Source organism: Variovorax boronicumulans (assembly GCF_040544675.1).
Taxonomy (GTDB): domain Bacteria; phylum Pseudomonadota; class Gammaproteobacteria; order Burkholderiales; family Burkholderiaceae_C; genus Variovorax; species Variovorax boronicumulans_D.
Window position 1 is genome coordinate 94974 of the sequence record NZ_JBEPKK010000016.1, and the last position, 15673, is coordinate 110646.

Consider the following 15673-nt stretch of genomic DNA (forward strand, 5'->3'; position numbering starts at 1 on the left):
ACCATCCTGGAGATGCGCGGGATCACCAAGACGTTTCCGGGCGTGAAGGCCCTGAGCAACGTCAACCTCGCGGTGCGCGCGGGGGAGATCCACGCAGTGGTCGGCGAGAACGGCGCGGGCAAGTCGACGCTCATGAAGGTGCTGAGCGGCGTCTATCCGTGCGACTCGTACACCGGCGAGATCCATTTCGAGGGCGAGCTTCGCCGCTTCAAGGGCATCGTCGACAGCGAGAAGCTGGGCATCATCATCATTCACCAGGAGCTCGCGCTGGTGCCGCTGCTCTCGATTGCGGAGAACCTGTTTCTCGGCAACGAGATCGCGCGCGGCGGCGTGATCGACTGGTTTGCCGCCTACGCGAAGACGCGCGAGCTGCTCGCCAAGGTGGGCCTGAAGGAACTGCCCACCACGCTGGTGACCGACCTGGGTGTCGGCAAGCAGCAGCTGGTGGAAATTGCCAAGGCGCTGGCCAAGGAGGTCAAGCTCCTCATCCTCGACGAGCCCACCGCCAGCCTCAACGAGAAAGACAGCGACGCGCTGCTGACGCTGCTGCTCGAACTGAAGCGCCAGGGCATCGCGTCGATCCTCATCTCGCACAAGCTCAACGAAATCGCCAAGGTGGCCGACTCGATCACCGTGCTGCGCGACGGCGCCACGGTGGAGACCATGGACTGCCGCGGCGCGCCGATCAGCGAAGACCGCATCATCCGCGGCATGGTCGGGCGCGACATGGAGCACCGCTATCCGCAGCGCTCGCCGAAGATCGGCGAGACCGTGCTGGAAGTGCGCGACTGGCGCGTGCACCACGCGCTGCATGCCGACCGCGAACAGATCAAGGGCGTGAACCTGCATGTGCGCCAGGGAGAGATCGTCGGCATCGCGGGCCTCATGGGCGCGGGCCGCACCGAGCTCGCGATGAGCGTGTTCGGCAAGTCCTACGGGCAACGCATCAGCGGCACGGTGCTCATGCACGGCAAGCCGGTGGACGTGAGCACCGTGCGCAAGGCGATCGACCACGGCATCGCTTATGTCACCGAGGACCGCAAGGGCCTCGGGCTGGTGCTGGAGGAGGGCATCCGCAAGAACATCAGCCTCGCGAACCTCGATGCGATTTCAGAGCGCGCGGTGATCGACGAAGGCCGCGAGTCCAAGGTGGCCAACGACTACAGGAAGGCGCTCAACATCCGCTGCTCGGGCGTGGAGCAATTGGTGGTCAACCTGTCGGGCGGCAACCAGCAGAAGGTGGTGCTGAGCAAGTGGCTCTTTACCAAACCCGAACTGCTGATACTGGACGAACCCACGCGCGGTATCGACGTGGGCGCCAAGTACGAGATCTACACCATCATCGACCAGCTCGCGAGCGAGGGCAAAGGCATTCTCATGATTTCTTCCGAACTGCCCGAGTTGCTCGGCATGTGCGACCGCATCTACGTGATGAACGAGGGGCGCTTCGTGGCCGAGTTCACTGCGGCCGAGGCGACGCAGGAGCGCATCATGCATGCGATCGTCAGCGCAGGGAGTTCCGTCCATGTCGCAGCCTGAAGCCAACGCGGTGCAAGGCGCCGCACCCGCTGCAAGCCCGAAGCTCCACGCGGGGTTCCTGAAGAACAATCTGCGCGAATACGGCATGCTGATCTCGCTGGTCGCGATCATGGCGCTGTTCCAGGTGCTGACCGACGGCACGCTCTTGCGGCCGCTCAACCTCACCAACCTGCTGCTGCAGAACAGCTATGTGGTCATCATGGCCCTGGGCATGCTGCTGGTGATCGTGGCGGGGCACATCGATCTGTCGGTGGGCTCGGTCTGCGGCTTCATCGGCGCACTGGCGGCGGTGCTGATGGTGGAGTACGAATGGCATTTCGTGCCGACCGCGCTCATCAGCATCGCGGCCGGTGCGGTGATCGGTGCCGCGCAGGGCTGGTTCGTCGCGTTCCGAAAGATCCCCTCGTTCATCGTCACGCTCGCGGGCATGCTGGTGTTCAAGGGGCTCACGCTGGCGCTGCTGGCGGGGCAATCGGTGGGGCCGTTTCCGGTGGAGTTCCAGCGGCTGAGCTCGGGCTTCATTCCCGATCCGCTGGGCGGCGACACCTTGCGCACCACCTCGCTGATCGTCGGCGCACTCGCCGCGGCGGCGCTGGTGTTCTTCAAGCTGCGCGGCCGCGCCAAGCTCAAGGCGCACGGCATGGAGCAGGAGCCCTATGCCTTCTTCCTGGTGAAGAACCTGTTCTTCGCAGCGATCATCCTGTTCTTCAGTTACCTGCTCTCCACCTACAAGGGCCTGCCCAATGTGCTGGTGGTGATGGCGGTGCTGATCGTGGTGTACGACTTCGTCACCAACCGCACCACCATCGGCCGGCGCATCTATGCACTGGGCGGCAACGAGAAGGCGGCGCGGCTGTCGGGCGTGAAGACGCAGCGGCTGGCGTTCCTCACCTTCGTGAACATGGGCGCGCTGGCTGCGCTCGCGGGCCTGGTGTTCGCGGCGCGGCTCAACACCGCCACCCCCAAGGCGGGCCTGGGCTTCGAGCTCGACGTGATCGCGGCCTGCTTCATCGGCGGCGCCTCGGCGTCGGGCGGCGTGGGCCGGGTGATGGGCGCGGTGATCGGCGCCTTCATCATGGGCGTGATGAACAACGGCATGTCGATCCTCGGGATCGGCATCGACTACCAGCAGGTCATCAAAGGCCTGGTGCTGCTGGCGGCGGTGTTCATCGACGTCTACAACAAGAACAAGTAGGACGCGCATGGCTCAAGGCAATCCGTCGCCCGTGCTCGAACTGCGGGGCATCCACAAGCAGTTCGGCGGCATCTCCGTGCTGCGCGATGTGCAGTTGCGGCTGTACCCGGGCGAGATCCACGCGCTGATGGGACAGAACGGCGCAGGCAAGTCCACGCTGATCAAGGTGCTCACGGGTGTGCTGCCGTCCAGCGGCGGCGAGATGTTCCTGGGCGGGGAGCCGATTCATCCTGCGTCTCCTCTGGATGCGCAGAAGCTGGGCATCAGCACGGTCTACCAGGAAGTGAACCTGTGCCCGAACCTCTCGGTGGCCGAGAACGTGTTCGCGGGGCGCTATCCGCGCTGCGGCATGGCACAGGGCTTTCGCATCGACTGGGCGGCGGTGAACAAACGGGCGGCCGAATTGCTGGCGCGCATCGGGCTCGACATCGACGTGACGCGCCTGCTGTCGAGCTATTCGGTCGCGGTGCAGCAGATGGTGGCGATCGCGCGGGCACTCGGTGTGTCGTCGAAGGTGCTGATCCTCGACGAGCCCACATCGAGCCTGGACGACGACGAAGTGGAAAAGCTCTTCGCTGTGTTGCGGCGCTTGCGCGGCGAAGGGCTCGCGATCGTTTTCGTGACGCACTTTCTCAACCAGATGTACGCGGTGTCGGATCGCATCACGGTGCTGCGCAACGGCAACTGGGTGGGCGAATGGAAGGCCGCGGACCTTGGGCCACAAGCCTTGATCGCAGCGATGCTCGGGCGCGAGTTGGCCGCTCAATCCGCACGACCTGCAGCGCTGCCTGCATTCGATGAAGCCGCGCCGGCCCTGCTGCAGACCGAAGGGCTGGGGCAGGCCGGGCAGTTGCAGGCGACCGATCTGCGCGTGCGTGCCGGCGAAGTCGTCGGCATCGCCGGGCTGCTCGGCGCGGGGCGCACCGAGCTTGCGCGCCTGCTGTTCGGGCTCGAATCGCCCGATCGCGGCGTGCTCAAGGTCGATGGTCGCTCCGTCACTTTCTCGAACCCGGCCGATGCGATCCGCGAAGGGCTGGCGCTGTGCCCCGAAGAGCGCAAGACCGACGGCATCGTGGCCGAGCTGTCGGTGCGCGAGAACATCGCGCTGGCGCTGCAGGCGCGACTGGGCACGCGCAAATTCCTGTCGCACGCCGAGCAGACCGCGATGGCCGAGCGCTTCGTCGCCTCGCTGGGCATCAAGACCGCGAGTGTCGAAACCCCCATCGGTTTGCTCTCTGGCGGCAACCAGCAGAAGGCCATGATCGCGCGCTGGCTCGCGACCGAACCGCGCCTGCTGATCCTCGATGAGCCCACGCGCGGCATCGACGTGGCGGCCAAGCAGGAAATCATGGAAGAGATACTGCGGCTCGCACGCGCGGGCATGGCGGTGATTTTTATCTCGTCGGAAATGAGCGAGGTGGTGCGCGTGGCGCATCGCATCGTGGTGCTGCGCGATCGGCAGAAGGTGGGCGAACTGCCGGGCGGGTCCAGCGAGGACGAGGTTTACGAAATGATTGCTGCAGCACCATGACTCTCCCCCAGTCTTCGCGCACTTCGTGTCGCTTCGCCAACCCCCTTCCGGGGGCGACACCAGCGGCCCGGCAAAGCCGGTTCCGCGGTGTCTCCCGCATCGAGAGCACGCCGACATGAACCGCCTGTCATCCCTCATGAGCCACCGCCTCGCGTGGCCCATCGTCACGCTGCTCCTGCTGCTCGCGGTCAACACCGCCTTCAACGCCAGCTTCCTGCACCTCGAATGGCGCGAAGGCCACCTCTACGGCAGCCTGATCGACATCCTGAACCGCGCAGCGCCGCTGGTGCTGGTCTCGCTCGGCATGACGCTGGTGATCGCCACGCGCGGCATCGACATCTCGGTCGGTGCGGTGGTGGCCATTGCGGCGGCGGTCGCGGCCTGGATGATCGGCGGCTCTGTGGCCAGCGATGTGAGCCGGTTCCCGATGCCGCTCGCCATCGTTGCGGCCATCGGCGTCGCGCTGGTGTGCGGCCTGTGGAACGGCCTGCTGGTCGCCAAGGTCGGCATGCAGCCGATCATCGCCACGCTGATCCTGATGGTGGCCGGCCGCGGCATCGCGCAGCTGATTGCCGACGGGCAGATCATCACGATCTACTACAAGCCCTACTTCTTCCTGGGCAGCGGCTATCTGCTGGGCCTGCCTTTCTCGCTGTTCATCGTGGCGGCGGTGTTCGTGCTGCTGTATCTCGCGATCACGCGCACCGCGCTGGGATTGTTCATCCAGGCGGTGGGCATCAACCCGACGGCGGCGCGCGTGGCGGGCATCCAGTCGCGGCGGCTCATCGTCGGCGCGTATGCGTTCTGCGGTGCTTGCGCGGGCGTGGCGGGCCTCTTGATCAGCTCGAACGTGAAGAGCGCGGACGGCAACAACGCCGGCCAGCTGCTGGAGCTCGATGCGATCCTGGCGGTCACGCTGGGCGGCACGGCGCTCACCGGCGGGCGCTTCAGCCTCGTGGGCAGCGTGATCGGCGCGCTGATCATCCAGACGCTGACCTATGCGATCTATTCGCTGGGCGTGCCGCCGGAGATCAACCTCGTGGTGAAAGCGGTGGTGGTGTTCGTGGTGATGCTGCTGCAGTCGCCGGAGTTCAGGGCGGAGGTGCGGTCGCTGGTGCAGCGGCCGGTGCATGAGGGGAATAGGGCATGAGCGCGGTGATCGAAACGGCCGCAGCACCCTCACCCCAACCCTCTCCCGCAAGCGGGAGAGGGGGCAAGGCAGGGCTCAACCCCAAGTACCTGCCGCTCACCGCGACCATCTCGCTGTTCATGCTGATGGCGACGCTGGGCTCGGTGTTCTACGACGGGTTCTTCTCGGCGCAGGTGTTCCTCAACCTGCTGATCGACAACGCCTTCCTCATCGTCGTCGCGGTCGGCATGACCTTCGTGATCCTCGCCGGCGGCATCGACCTGTCGGTGGGCTCGGTGATCGCGCTCACCACCATGGTGTCGGCCGCGCTGGTCGAAAAGCACGGCTGGAGCCCGGCGGTCGTGATTCCGCTGGTGCTGCTGATGGGCACGGCCTTCGGCGCATTCATGGGCCTGCTCATCGAACGCTTCCGGCTGCAGCCCTTCATCGTCACGCTCGCGGGCATGTTCCTCGCGCGCGGGCTTTGCTACCTGATCAGCATCGACTCGATCAGCATCACCAACACCTTCTATTCGGAGGTCTCGCAGATCCGCATTCCGATCTGGGGCGAGGCCTCGCTCTCGATCAGCGCGGTGATCGCCATCGTGGTGCTGCTGGCCGCGGTGTTCATTGCGCACTGCACGCCTTTCGGCCGCGCGGTGTATGCCATCGGCGGCAGCGAGCATTCGGCCATGCTGATGGGCCTGCCGGTGCGGCGCACGCTCATCGGCGTGTACACGCTCTCGGGTTTCTGCTCGGCGCTGGCGGGCGTGATCTTCACCTTCTACATGCTCTCGGGCTACGGCCTGCACGCGGTCGGACTGGAGCTCGACGCCATCGCGGCCGTGGTGATCGGCGGCACGCTGCTCACCGGCGGCGTGGGCTATGTGGTGGGCACGCTCTTCGGCGTGCTGATGCTCGGGATCATCCAGACCCTGATTTCCTTCGACGGCACGCTGAGCTCGTGGTGGACGCGCATCGTCGTCGGTGCGCTGCTCTTCGTGTTCTGCCTGCTCCAACGTTTTTTCACCTCGCGCGCTCCGCGCCGCTGACTCGATGACAAAGAAATTGCGCTCGACCGAATGGTTCGGTTCGGCCGACAAGAACGGCTTCATGTATCGCAGCTGGATGAAGAACCAGGGCATTCCGGACCACGAGTTCGACGGCCGGCCGATCGTCGGCATCTGCAACACCTGGTCGGAGCTCACGCCCTGCAACGCGCACTTCCGCAAGATCGCGGAGCATGTGAAGCGCGGCATTTCCGAAGCGGGCGGCTTCCCCGTCGAGTTTCCGGTGTTCTCGAACGGCGAGTCGAACCTGCGGCCCACCGCGATGCTCACGCGCAACCTCGCGAGCATGGACGTGGAAGAAGCGATCCGCGGCAACCCGGTCGATGCGGTGGTGCTGCTCACCGGCTGCGACAAGACCACGCCCGCGCTGCTGATGGGCGCCGCGAGCTGCGACATCCCGGCCATCGTGGTGACCGGCGGGCCGATGCTCAACGGCAAGCTCGACGGCAAGGACATCGGCTCGGGCACGGCCGTGTGGCAGCTGCACGAATCGCTGAAGGCCGGCGAGATCAACCTGCACCAGTTCCTCTCGGCCGAGGGCGGCATGTCGCGCTCGGCGGGCACCTGCAACACCATGGGCACGGCCTCGACCATGGCCTGCATGGCCGAGGCGCTGGGCACTTCGCTGCCGCACAACGCGGCGATTCCGGCGGTCGATGCGCGGCGCTATGTGCTCGCGCAGATGTCGGGGATGCGCGCGGTCGCCATGGCGAAAGAAGGGCTCACGCTGTCGAAGATCCTCACGCGCGAGGCTTTCGAGAACGCGATCCGCGTGAATGCGGCCATCGGCGGATCGACCAATGCGGTGATCCACCTGAAGGCGATCGCGGGGCGCATCGGCGTCGACCTCGAACTGGAAGACTGGACCCGCATCGGCAGCCACACGCCCACCATCGTGGACCTGATGCCTTCGGGCCGCTTCCTGATGGAGGAGTTCTATTACGCGGGCGGCTTGCCCGCCGTGCTGCGCCGCCTCGGCGAGAACGGCCTGCTGCCGCATCCGGGCGCGCTCACCGTCAACGGCCAGTCGATCTGGGAGAACGTGCGCGAGGCGCCCAGCCTCAACGACGAGGTCATCCGCCCGCTCGACAACCCGCTGATCGCCGACGGCGGCATCCGCATCCTGCGCGGCAACCTCTCGCCGCGCGGCGCGGTGTTGAAGCCTTCGGCGGCAACGCCCGAGCTGCTCAAGCACCGTGGCCGTGCCGTGGTGTTCGAGAACCTGGAGCACTACAAGGAACGCATCGTCGACGAAGACCTCGACATCGATGCCAGCTGCGTGATGGTGCTGAAGAACTGCGGCCCCAAGGGCTACCCCGGCATGGCCGAGGTCGGCAACATGGGCCTGCCGCCCAAGCTGCTGCGCCAGGGCGTGAAGGACATGGTGCGCATCTCCGACGCACGCATGAGCGGCACGGCCTATGGCACCGTGGTGCTGCATGTGGCGCCCGAAGCCGCGGACGGCGGACCGCTCGCCGCGGTGCGCGATGGCGACTGGATCGAGCTCGACTGCGATGCGGGGCGCTTGCACCTGGACATCAGCGACGAAGAACTGGCTGCGCGCCTGGCTTCGCTGTCCGCCTCCGATGCGCAGCCCATGAGCACGCGCGGCGGCGGCTACCAGAAGCTCTACGTCAACCACGTGCTGCAGGCCGATGAGGGCTGCGACTTTGATTTCCTGGTGGGTTGCAGAGGCTCCGCCGTGCCCCGCCATTCGCACTGACATTCACACGGATTCACCATGACCCCCAGATACCGCGGCATCTTCCCGGTGGTGCCGACCACCTTCACCGAACAGGGCGCGCTCGATCTCGAAAGCCAGAAGCGCTGCGTCGATTTCATGATCGATGCGGGCTCCGACGGCCTGTGCATCCTTGCGAATTTCTCGGAGCAGTTCGTGCTGTCCGATGAAGAGCGCGAAGTGCTCACGCGCACGATGCTCGAGCATGTGAAGGGCCGCGTGCCGGTGATCGTGACCACCACGCACTACAGCACCAAGGTCTGCGCCGAGCGCAGCCGCCGCGCGCAGGACATGGGCGCAGCGATGTTGATGGTGATGCCGCCGTACCACGGCGCCACCTTCCGCGTGCCCGAGCCGCAGATCTTCGAGTTCTATGCGGGGCTTTCGGAGGCAGTGAGCATTCCGATCATGATCCAGGACGCACCGGCCAGCGGCACGGTGCTGTCGGCACCGTTCCTCGCGCGCATGGCCAAGGAGATCGAGCATGTCGCGTATTTCAAGATCGAGACGGCCGGTGCGGCCGCGAAGCTGCGCGAGCTGATCCGCCTGGGCGGCGACGCCATCGAAGGCCCGTGGGACGGCGAAGAGGCCATCACGCTGCTGCCCGACCTCGATGCCGGTGCGACCGGGTCGATGACCGGCGGCGGCTTTCCGGACGGCATCCGCCCGATCATCGAAGCGCACCGCGCGGGCGACCGCGACAGGGCCTTCGCGCGCTACCAGCAGTGGCTGCCGCTCATCAACTACGAGAACCGGCAGGCGGGGCTGCTAGCCTGCAAGTCGCTCATGAAGGAGGGCGGCGTGATCGCTTGCGAGGCACCGCGGCATCCGCTGCCGCCGATGCACCCCGCGACGCGCGCCGGCCTGATCGAGACGGCGAAGCGGCTCGATCCGCTGGTGCTGCGCTGGGGGCGGTAGCAACACCGCGCGTGCAACGCACGGCCGGCTTCACCGACGAAAACGGCGGAGCGGTCGCAGGCTTGCTGGGGGAGGGGAATCGCTGGGTGAATGCCCAGCGGATCGAGGTGTAGCGCGGGCTGATGGTCCGAGCGCGCCCACGCCCTGGAGATCTTGCTAGCTCTTTTCGAGCTCGGTGACTTGCAAGGACAGGTCGAACAGCTTGGACTTGCTGGCGTAGTAGCGGTCCAGGCGCCACTCTTTCAGGATGTCCATGGCGAGCTCGAAGCTCTTGTAGTCGAGGCTGTACAGCGTGACCAGCTCGAAGCTGCGTTCGGATTCGAGCGCCAACACGAGCTGGGCCAGGATCTTGGCCGATTCGTTGGCCGGGTCCGTTTCGATGAATCGGCGAGCGACCTTGATGGCATTCATGGGGGAGGGTTCCTCGGTAGGCAGGGACCGAGAACTATAGCTAGCAGGCGCCAGCCTTTTATGACGGTTTTGTGACAGCCAAAGGTCATCGCCGCCGGCCCGCATGGTGCGGAACGGCGGCGAAGGTTCCGAGGTCGTCACGGGAGCGAGCGCCCCCGCGTCAACGGCAGAGACTCAGCGAAGCGGTGCCGGCATCGGCATCGGGCGCGGCGCCATCATGGGTTCGGGCGCGCGCTCCATGGGCATGGGCGCCGGCCTCACCACGGTGGTGACCGATTCGCGGATCACGCCGCCGCCCATCACGCTGCCGTCGATGGTGGTGGTGGTGTTGCCGGCGCTGCCGAGCACGCGGGCTTCGCAGTCCCTGCGGTCGCCGGGCAATTGCTGCAGGCCGCAGCGCGCGAGCGCATTGGCGCGGTAGTCGGGGGCGCCGGTCAGGCCGCCGCGCGCGGCTTCCTGGCGGGCCGCGCCGGCTTCGCGGACGCAGGCGGCACGGTCTTGCTGGTTGTGGCCGCAGACCGAGAGTTCTTGCTGGTAGATGCCGCCGCGCGAGCCTTGTGCGGAGGCCATGCCGGCGGTGGCCATGCCGCCGACGGCGAGCAGGGCGAGAACGATCGAACGGGTGTGGTTTTTCATTGGGTGTTCCTGGAAATGGTTCGTCGGATCAATGTCGGCGGATCAACGCGCCGGCGCGGGCTGGGCCGGCAGGGGCGTCTCGGTTTCGCGGATGACGCCGCCGCCCATCACGCTGCCCTCGGTGGTGGTGCGGGCGCCGCCCTTCATGCGGGCTTCGCAGTCGGCCTGGTCGGCGGCGGGCTGCTCGGCGCAGCGTGCCAGGGCATTGACCTGGCCTCGCGCCGGGCTGGGCGTGGTCAGGCCGCTGCGTGCAGCTTCCTGCTTGGCGGCGCCGGCCTCTCGCAGGCAGGCCGCGCGGTCTTGCTGCACACCGTCGCACACGGCGCGTTCCTTCTGCATGCGGGCGTCGGTTCCGGGCGCCTGTGCGCTGGCGGTCTGTGCGCCGAAGACGATGAAGCCGCTGGCGGCAAAAAGGGCCGTGGCGGAAAGAAGGGAACGAACTGTTGTTGTCATGCGGGCTCCTGGTTGGGGCGCGCCCTCTTTCTGAATGAGGTGCGCGACCGGAGCCACAGTGTGGTGCCGCCCCGGGCCGGCGGCGTGTGGGACAGCCCCGTTGACCGGGCGAGCCGGACGCGCCCCTGTGTGTGGGACGCGTCCGTCAACCCCGTTGTCAGCCTGCTGCGATGCGCTGTGCGAGGTGAGCGAGCGCTTCCTCGACCTGGTCCACCAGGATCAGCGAGAGGTCGCCCGGCTGCAGGCGGGCCAGTGCGGTGTCGATCGCCACGAACTCGCCGCGGATCTCGTCGATCTGGCGCGTGCGCGCCGCGCCCTGCAGGCCCTGGCGCAGCAGCGCCATCACTTCGCCGTCGGCACGGCCGCGTTGCGCGGCGTCCTGGTACAGGATCACGTCGTCGAAGGCTTGGCCCAGGATGGCCGTCTGGTCGCGGATGTCCGAATCGCGCCGGTCGCCCGCGCCGCTGATCACCACCGAGCGCTTGTTGGCCGGCATGGTGTCCACGGCCGAGACCAGCGCGCGCATCGCGTCGGTGTTGTGGCCGTAGTCGGCGATCACGGTGGCGCCGCGGTACTCCATGACGTTGAAGCGCCCGGGCACGCCGGCCGCGTCGTTCATGAAGCTGGCGAGGCCGCTGCGGATGGTGTCCCAGTCCAGGCCCACGGCCCAGGCCGCGGCCACCGAGGCCATCACGTTGTCGACCTGGAAGCCGATGGTGCCGTTGCGCGTGATCGGCACGTCGCGCAGCGGAATGCGCTCGCGCCACGAGCCTTCGGCCGCGACCAGCGTGTCCTGGTCGACGTACACGGTGCGCTTGCCCTGCGCGCGGTGCGTGGCCATCACCGGATGCAAGCGGTCGGCGGCGAAGAAGATCACTTGGCCGGGGCAGCCGGCCGCCATCGCCGCGACGTTCACGTCGGCCGCGTTGAGCACCGCATGGCCATCGGCCGCCACGTTGCGCACGATCACGCGCTTGAGCACCGCGAGGTCTTCGACGGTGGTGATGTAGTTCAGGCCCAGGTGGTCGCCGCTGCCGATGTTGGTGACCACGGCCACCTGGCAGCGGTCGAAACCCAGGCCTTCGCGCAGCACGCCGCCGCGGGCCACTTCGAACACGGCCGCATCGACGTCGGGGTGCATCAGCACATTGCGTGCGCTCTTGGGGCCGCTGCAGTCGCCGCTGTCGGTCTGGCGTCCGTCGACGTACACGCCGTCGGTGTTGGTCATGCCGGTGCGCAGGCCGCTCGATGCGAGCAGGTGGTTGATCAGGCGCGCGGTGGTGGTCTTGCCGTTGGTGCCGGTGACGGCGACCACGGGGATGCGGCCGTCGTCGCCGTGCGCGAACAGGGTGTCGACCACCGCTTCGCCGACCGCGCGGCCGCGGCCGAACGAGGGCGAGATGTGCATGCGCAGGCCCGGCGCGGCATTCACTTCGACCACGCCGCCGTGCTGCTCTTCGAGCGGGCGCAGCACGTTCTCGCAGACCATGTCGACGCCGCAGATGTGCAGGCCCACCATCTGCGCCGCATCGACCGCGCGCGCGGCCACTTCGGGGTGCACGGTGTCGGTCACGTCGGTGGCAGTGCCGCCGGTGGAGAGGTTGGCGTTGTTGCGCAGCACCACGCGCTGGCCGCGCTCGGGCACGCTGTCGGGCGTGAGCCCTGCCGATTCGAGGCGGCCGATGGCGATGTCGTCCAGGCGGATCTTGGTGAGCGAGGTGGCATGGCCCTCGCCGCGGCGCGGGTCGAGGTTCACCGCGTCCACGAGCTGGCGCACCGTGGAGCTGCCGTCGCCGATCACCTGCGGCGGATCGCGGCGCGCGGCGGCCACCAGGCGGTCGCCGACCACCAGCAGGCGGAAGTCGAAGCCCGGCAGGAATTTCTCGACCATCACTTCGCCGTAGACGGCGGCCGAGTCGTAGGCCGAGGTCAGTTGTTCGCGGGTGGTGATGTTGACGGTCACGCCCTTGCCCTGGTTGCCGTCCTGCGGCTTGACCACGACCGGCAGGCCGATTTCTTCGGCCGCGGCCCAGCCGTCTTCGGCGCTGGTGACGGGGCGGCCCAGCGGCACCGGCACGCCGGCGGCGTTGAGCAACTGCTTGCTGAGTTCCTTGTCCTGCGCGATGGCTTCGGCCACGCCGCTGGTGCTGTCGACCTCGGCCGCCTGGATGCGGCGCTGCTTGGCGCCCCAGCCGAACTGCACCAGGCTGCCGCTGGTCAGGCGCCGGTACGGAATGCCGCGCGCCACGGCGGCATCGACGATGGCGCCGGTGCTCGGGCCCAGGCGCTCGGATTCGTCGAGGTCGCGCAGTTCGGTGATGGCGGCGGCGGCGTCGAAGGGGGTGTCGGCTTGCGCGGCGGCGATCAGCTCTTCGGCCAGCGCGATGGCGCGGCGGCCCACGGCTTCTTCGCTGTATTGAAAGGTGACCTGGTAGACGCCTTCTTCCACCGTTTGCGCGGTGTGGCCGAAGTTGACCGCGCAGCCGGCCTGCGCCTGCAGCGCCACGGCGGCGTTTTCCAGCACATGGGCGAGCGCCAGCGGCTGGCCCAGCACCATCGGGTGCAGTTCGCCGATGGTCGGGAAGCGGGCGCGCAGGCGCGCTTCGAAACCGGCGAGCTTGCTGATGGCGTTCTCATTGCCTTCGCAGGCCACGACCGCTTCGATGGCGGTGTGGCGGCTCCAGAGATTGGGCCCGCGAAGGGCTCGGATGCGGGTGACTTTCATGGGGCTTGCGAGAGCTTGCAGGTCGGGCGCCGGGGCGCTTCAGACGAATTGAGGTTGAAGGGGCTGCGTTTGCGACAGTTGCAGCGAAGCCAGCGCGGCCTGCAGGTCGGCTTCGAAGGCTTCCACGCCGGCGCCGATCAGGTTCAGCGGAATGCCCATCGCCCAGCCGGCGGCCACGGCGGCCAGAAGGCTTTCGAGGCTCACGCCGGCATGGGTGGCGCGCCAGATCGTCAGGCGCCCCAGGCCCGGCAGGAAGGATTCGCTCGTGCCGTTGGCCAGCACCACGCGGTCCTGCCGCACCAGCACGGCCTTGCCGCCGGCGGCCTGGTGCGCGGTGAGCGCAGCGGCATGCGGATCGGCGGCATACAGGATGACGGCGCCGTCGCACAGCGGCGCGAGGCCGGCCACGCGCGCATCGGCCGCGTTCAGCACGGCGGTGCCTTCGGACAGCACCACATCGACCTGCGTGCGCAGCACCTTGACCATCTGGTCGCTCTCGGTGATGTCGTAGTCGGCGAGGGCCTCGGCGCCTTCCAGGTCGGTCACGATGCCGACTTCGCAGCGGTCGTAGGCCAGGCCGTCGCGCAGGATGGTTTCGGCGCCGTTCTCGATCACCACGGCCTGCACGGCGCGGTTCACCAGAAGGCGGTGGCCGGCGTCCCAGTTGGCGCTGTCGCGCGCATCGACGCGGCGGCGTTCCAGGAACAGGCCGTCGCGGCAGGCCAGGCCCGTGTGGCGGCCGCCCAGGTTGATGAGCCAGGCCACCAGGCGCGCGAGCACGGCGGTGTTTTGCGAGCCGGCCACGCCGACCACCGGGATGCGGCCGGGCGCGTCGTTGGGAAACAGGTGATCGCAGATCGCGCGGCCCACCGGGCGCGGCGAGCCGACGGCCGGCTTCAGGTGCATCAGCAGGCCCGGGCCGGCGTTGACTTCGACGATCGCGCCGCGCTGCGGGCCGAGCGGCTTGGAGATGTCCTGCGCCACCAGGTCGATGCCCGCGATGTCCAGGCCGACCACGCGCGCGGCCAGCACGGCGGCGTGCGCAACTTCGGGGTGGACCTGGTCGGTGCAGTCGTTGGCCATGTTGCCGTTGCGCTGGATCGTGACCACGCGGCCGGCGGCCGGCACCGAGGCGCCGTCCAGTTCCTGGCGCTGGAGTTCGAGCTGCAGCTTGGCGTCGGTGGCCAGCACGATCAGGTCGAGCGGGTATTCCTCTTCGGCGCCGCGGCGCGGGTCGCTGTTGAGCTGTTTCTCGATGAGCTCGGCCACGCTGAGCTTGCCGTCGCCGGTCACGGTGATGATCTCGCCGCGCGCGGCCGCCACCACTTCGCCGCCCACCACCAGCAGGCGGTGTTCGTGGCCGCGGATGAAGCGCTCGACCATCACGTCGCTGCCTTCGGGCTCGGCCACCGCGAAGGCGGCCATGACTTCCTCGCGCGTCGTCAGTTCGAGCGACACGCCGCGGCCGTGGTTGGCGTCCGAGGGCTTCACGGCCACCGGCAGGCCGATGTCTTCGGCGGCTTCCCAGGCTTCTTCGGCGCTGGCGACGATCTGGCCTTCGGGCACCGGCACGCCGCAGCTGGCGAGCAGGGACTTGGTCAGTTCCTTGTCGCTGGCGATGGATTCGCCGATGGCGCTGGTGTAGTCGGTCTCGGCAGTCCAGATGCGCTGCTGGTTGGCGCCGTAGCCCAGTTGCACCAGGTTGCCGCTGTTCAGGCGCATGTGCGGAATGCCGCGGTCGGTGGCGGCGGAGACGATGGCGGCGGTGCTCGGGCCGAGGTAGCAGTCTTCGACCTTGGCCTTGACCGCATCGACGGCCTTCTGCACGTCGGCGGCGGTGAACGGGTCGTTGTTGATGGCGGCCATCAGCAGGCGGTGGCCCTCGGCCAGCGCCACCCGGGCAACCTGTTCGTCGCGCGCCCGGAACACCATGCGGTAGACGCCGTGCGCCGAGGTACTGCGGGTTTGCCCGAAGCCGGTCGGCATGCCGGCCAGGTTCAGCAGTTCGATGACGACATGCTCCAGCACGTGGCCCGACCAGGTGCCTTCGGTCAGCCGCTGGATGAAGCCGCCGCGCTCGCCCACGCCGCAGTGGTGCTCGATGAGCGCCGGCAGCAGGGCCGTGAGTCGGTCGGTGAAGCCGTCGATCTTGTTGGACGGGAAGTCTTCCAGCTGGCCCAGGTCGAGCCAGACTTCGAGCACCGGACGGTAGGTCCAGAGGTTGGGGCCGCGCAAATAGTTGATGCGCAGCAGGCGGATGTCGTCGAAACGGGTCATGCAAACGTTCGATGTGCTTTGGCCGAGCACCGCGGGGCCTTCAAGCGC

The 15673-nt window shown here is 67.7% G+C and carries 12 protein-coding genes; 7 read left to right on the top strand and 5 right to left on the bottom strand.

Annotated features, from left to right (window positions below):
- The first annotated feature begins 12 nt into the window (after positions 1 to 12).
- From mmsA to ABIC90_RS23365, 7 genes are all read left to right on the top strand, one after another.
- Positions 13 to 1539 (top strand): multiple monosaccharide ABC transporter ATP-binding protein, encoded by a 1527-nt coding sequence (mmsA, locus tag ABIC90_RS23335; protein WP_354358422.1) that lies wholly within the window; start codon positions 13 to 15, stop codon positions 1537 to 1539.
- Positions 1526 to 2734: a multiple monosaccharide ABC transporter permease gene (gene mmsB, locus ABIC90_RS23340; protein ID WP_354358357.1), complete on the top strand. Its 1209-nt coding sequence runs from the start codon at positions 1526 to 1528 to the stop codon at positions 2732 to 2734. The genes mmsA and mmsB overlap by 14 nt, the downstream gene beginning before the upstream one ends.
- 7 nt (positions 2735 to 2741) lie before the next feature.
- Positions 2742 to 4265: a sugar ABC transporter ATP-binding protein gene (locus ABIC90_RS23345; RefSeq protein ID WP_354358359.1), complete on the top strand. Its 1524-nt coding sequence runs from the start codon at positions 2742 to 2744 to the stop codon at positions 4263 to 4265.
- 115 nt (positions 4266 to 4380) lie between these two features.
- Entirely contained in the window at positions 4381 to 5415 is a 1035-nt protein-coding gene (locus ABIC90_RS23350) for an ABC transporter permease (protein ID WP_354358361.1), read from the top strand.
- Positions 5412 to 6446, top strand: a complete 1035-nt coding sequence (gene yjfF, locus ABIC90_RS23355) for a galactofuranose ABC transporter, permease protein YjfF (RefSeq protein WP_354358363.1) — start codon at positions 5412 to 5414, stop codon at positions 6444 to 6446. Before ABIC90_RS23350 ends, yjfF begins: the two co-directional genes overlap by 4 nt.
- 4 nt (positions 6447 to 6450) lie before the next feature.
- Positions 6451 to 8187 carry an IlvD/Edd family dehydratase gene (locus ABIC90_RS23360; RefSeq protein WP_354358365.1) on the top strand — a complete coding sequence of 579 codons (1737 nt, stop codon included), beginning with the start codon at positions 6451 to 6453 and terminating at the stop codon, positions 8185 to 8187.
- Positions 8188 to 8205: 18 nt separating this feature from the next.
- Positions 8206 to 9123: a dihydrodipicolinate synthase family protein gene (locus ABIC90_RS23365; RefSeq protein ID WP_354358367.1), complete on the top strand. Its 918-nt coding sequence runs from the start codon at positions 8206 to 8208 to the stop codon at positions 9121 to 9123.
- Positions 9124 to 9279: 156 nt separating this feature from the next.
- On the opposite strand, the gene ABIC90_RS23370 is transcribed toward ABIC90_RS23365, so the two are convergent.
- From ABIC90_RS23370 to cphA (ABIC90_RS23390), 5 genes are all read right to left on the bottom strand, one after another.
- The gene (locus ABIC90_RS23370) at positions 9280 to 9534 is read right to left on the bottom strand and encodes a hypothetical protein (RefSeq protein ID WP_042580210.1); all 255 of its coding nucleotides are present in this window, start codon (positions 9532 to 9534) and stop codon (positions 9280 to 9282) included.
- 174 nt (positions 9535 to 9708) lie between these two features.
- The gene (locus ABIC90_RS23375; protein WP_354358369.1) at positions 9709 to 10170 is read right to left on the bottom strand and encodes a hypothetical protein; all 462 of its coding nucleotides are present in this window, start codon (positions 10168 to 10170) and stop codon (positions 9709 to 9711) included.
- Between the two features lie 42 nt (positions 10171 to 10212).
- Positions 10213 to 10623 carry a hypothetical protein gene (locus tag ABIC90_RS23380; RefSeq protein WP_354358371.1) on the bottom strand — a complete coding sequence of 137 codons (411 nt, stop codon included), beginning with the start codon at positions 10621 to 10623 and terminating at the stop codon, positions 10213 to 10215.
- A 157-nt stretch (positions 10624 to 10780) separates the two neighbouring features.
- A complete protein-coding gene (gene cphA / locus ABIC90_RS23385) occupies positions 10781 to 13348 on the bottom strand; it encodes a cyanophycin synthetase (protein WP_354358373.1) in 2568 nt (855 codons plus the stop codon).
- A 39-nt stretch (positions 13349 to 13387) separates the two neighbouring features.
- The gene (gene cphA / locus ABIC90_RS23390; RefSeq protein WP_354358375.1) at positions 13388 to 15625 is read right to left on the bottom strand and encodes a cyanophycin synthetase; all 2238 of its coding nucleotides are present in this window, start codon (positions 15623 to 15625) and stop codon (positions 13388 to 13390) included.
- Positions 15626 to 15673 lie beyond the last annotated feature (48 nt).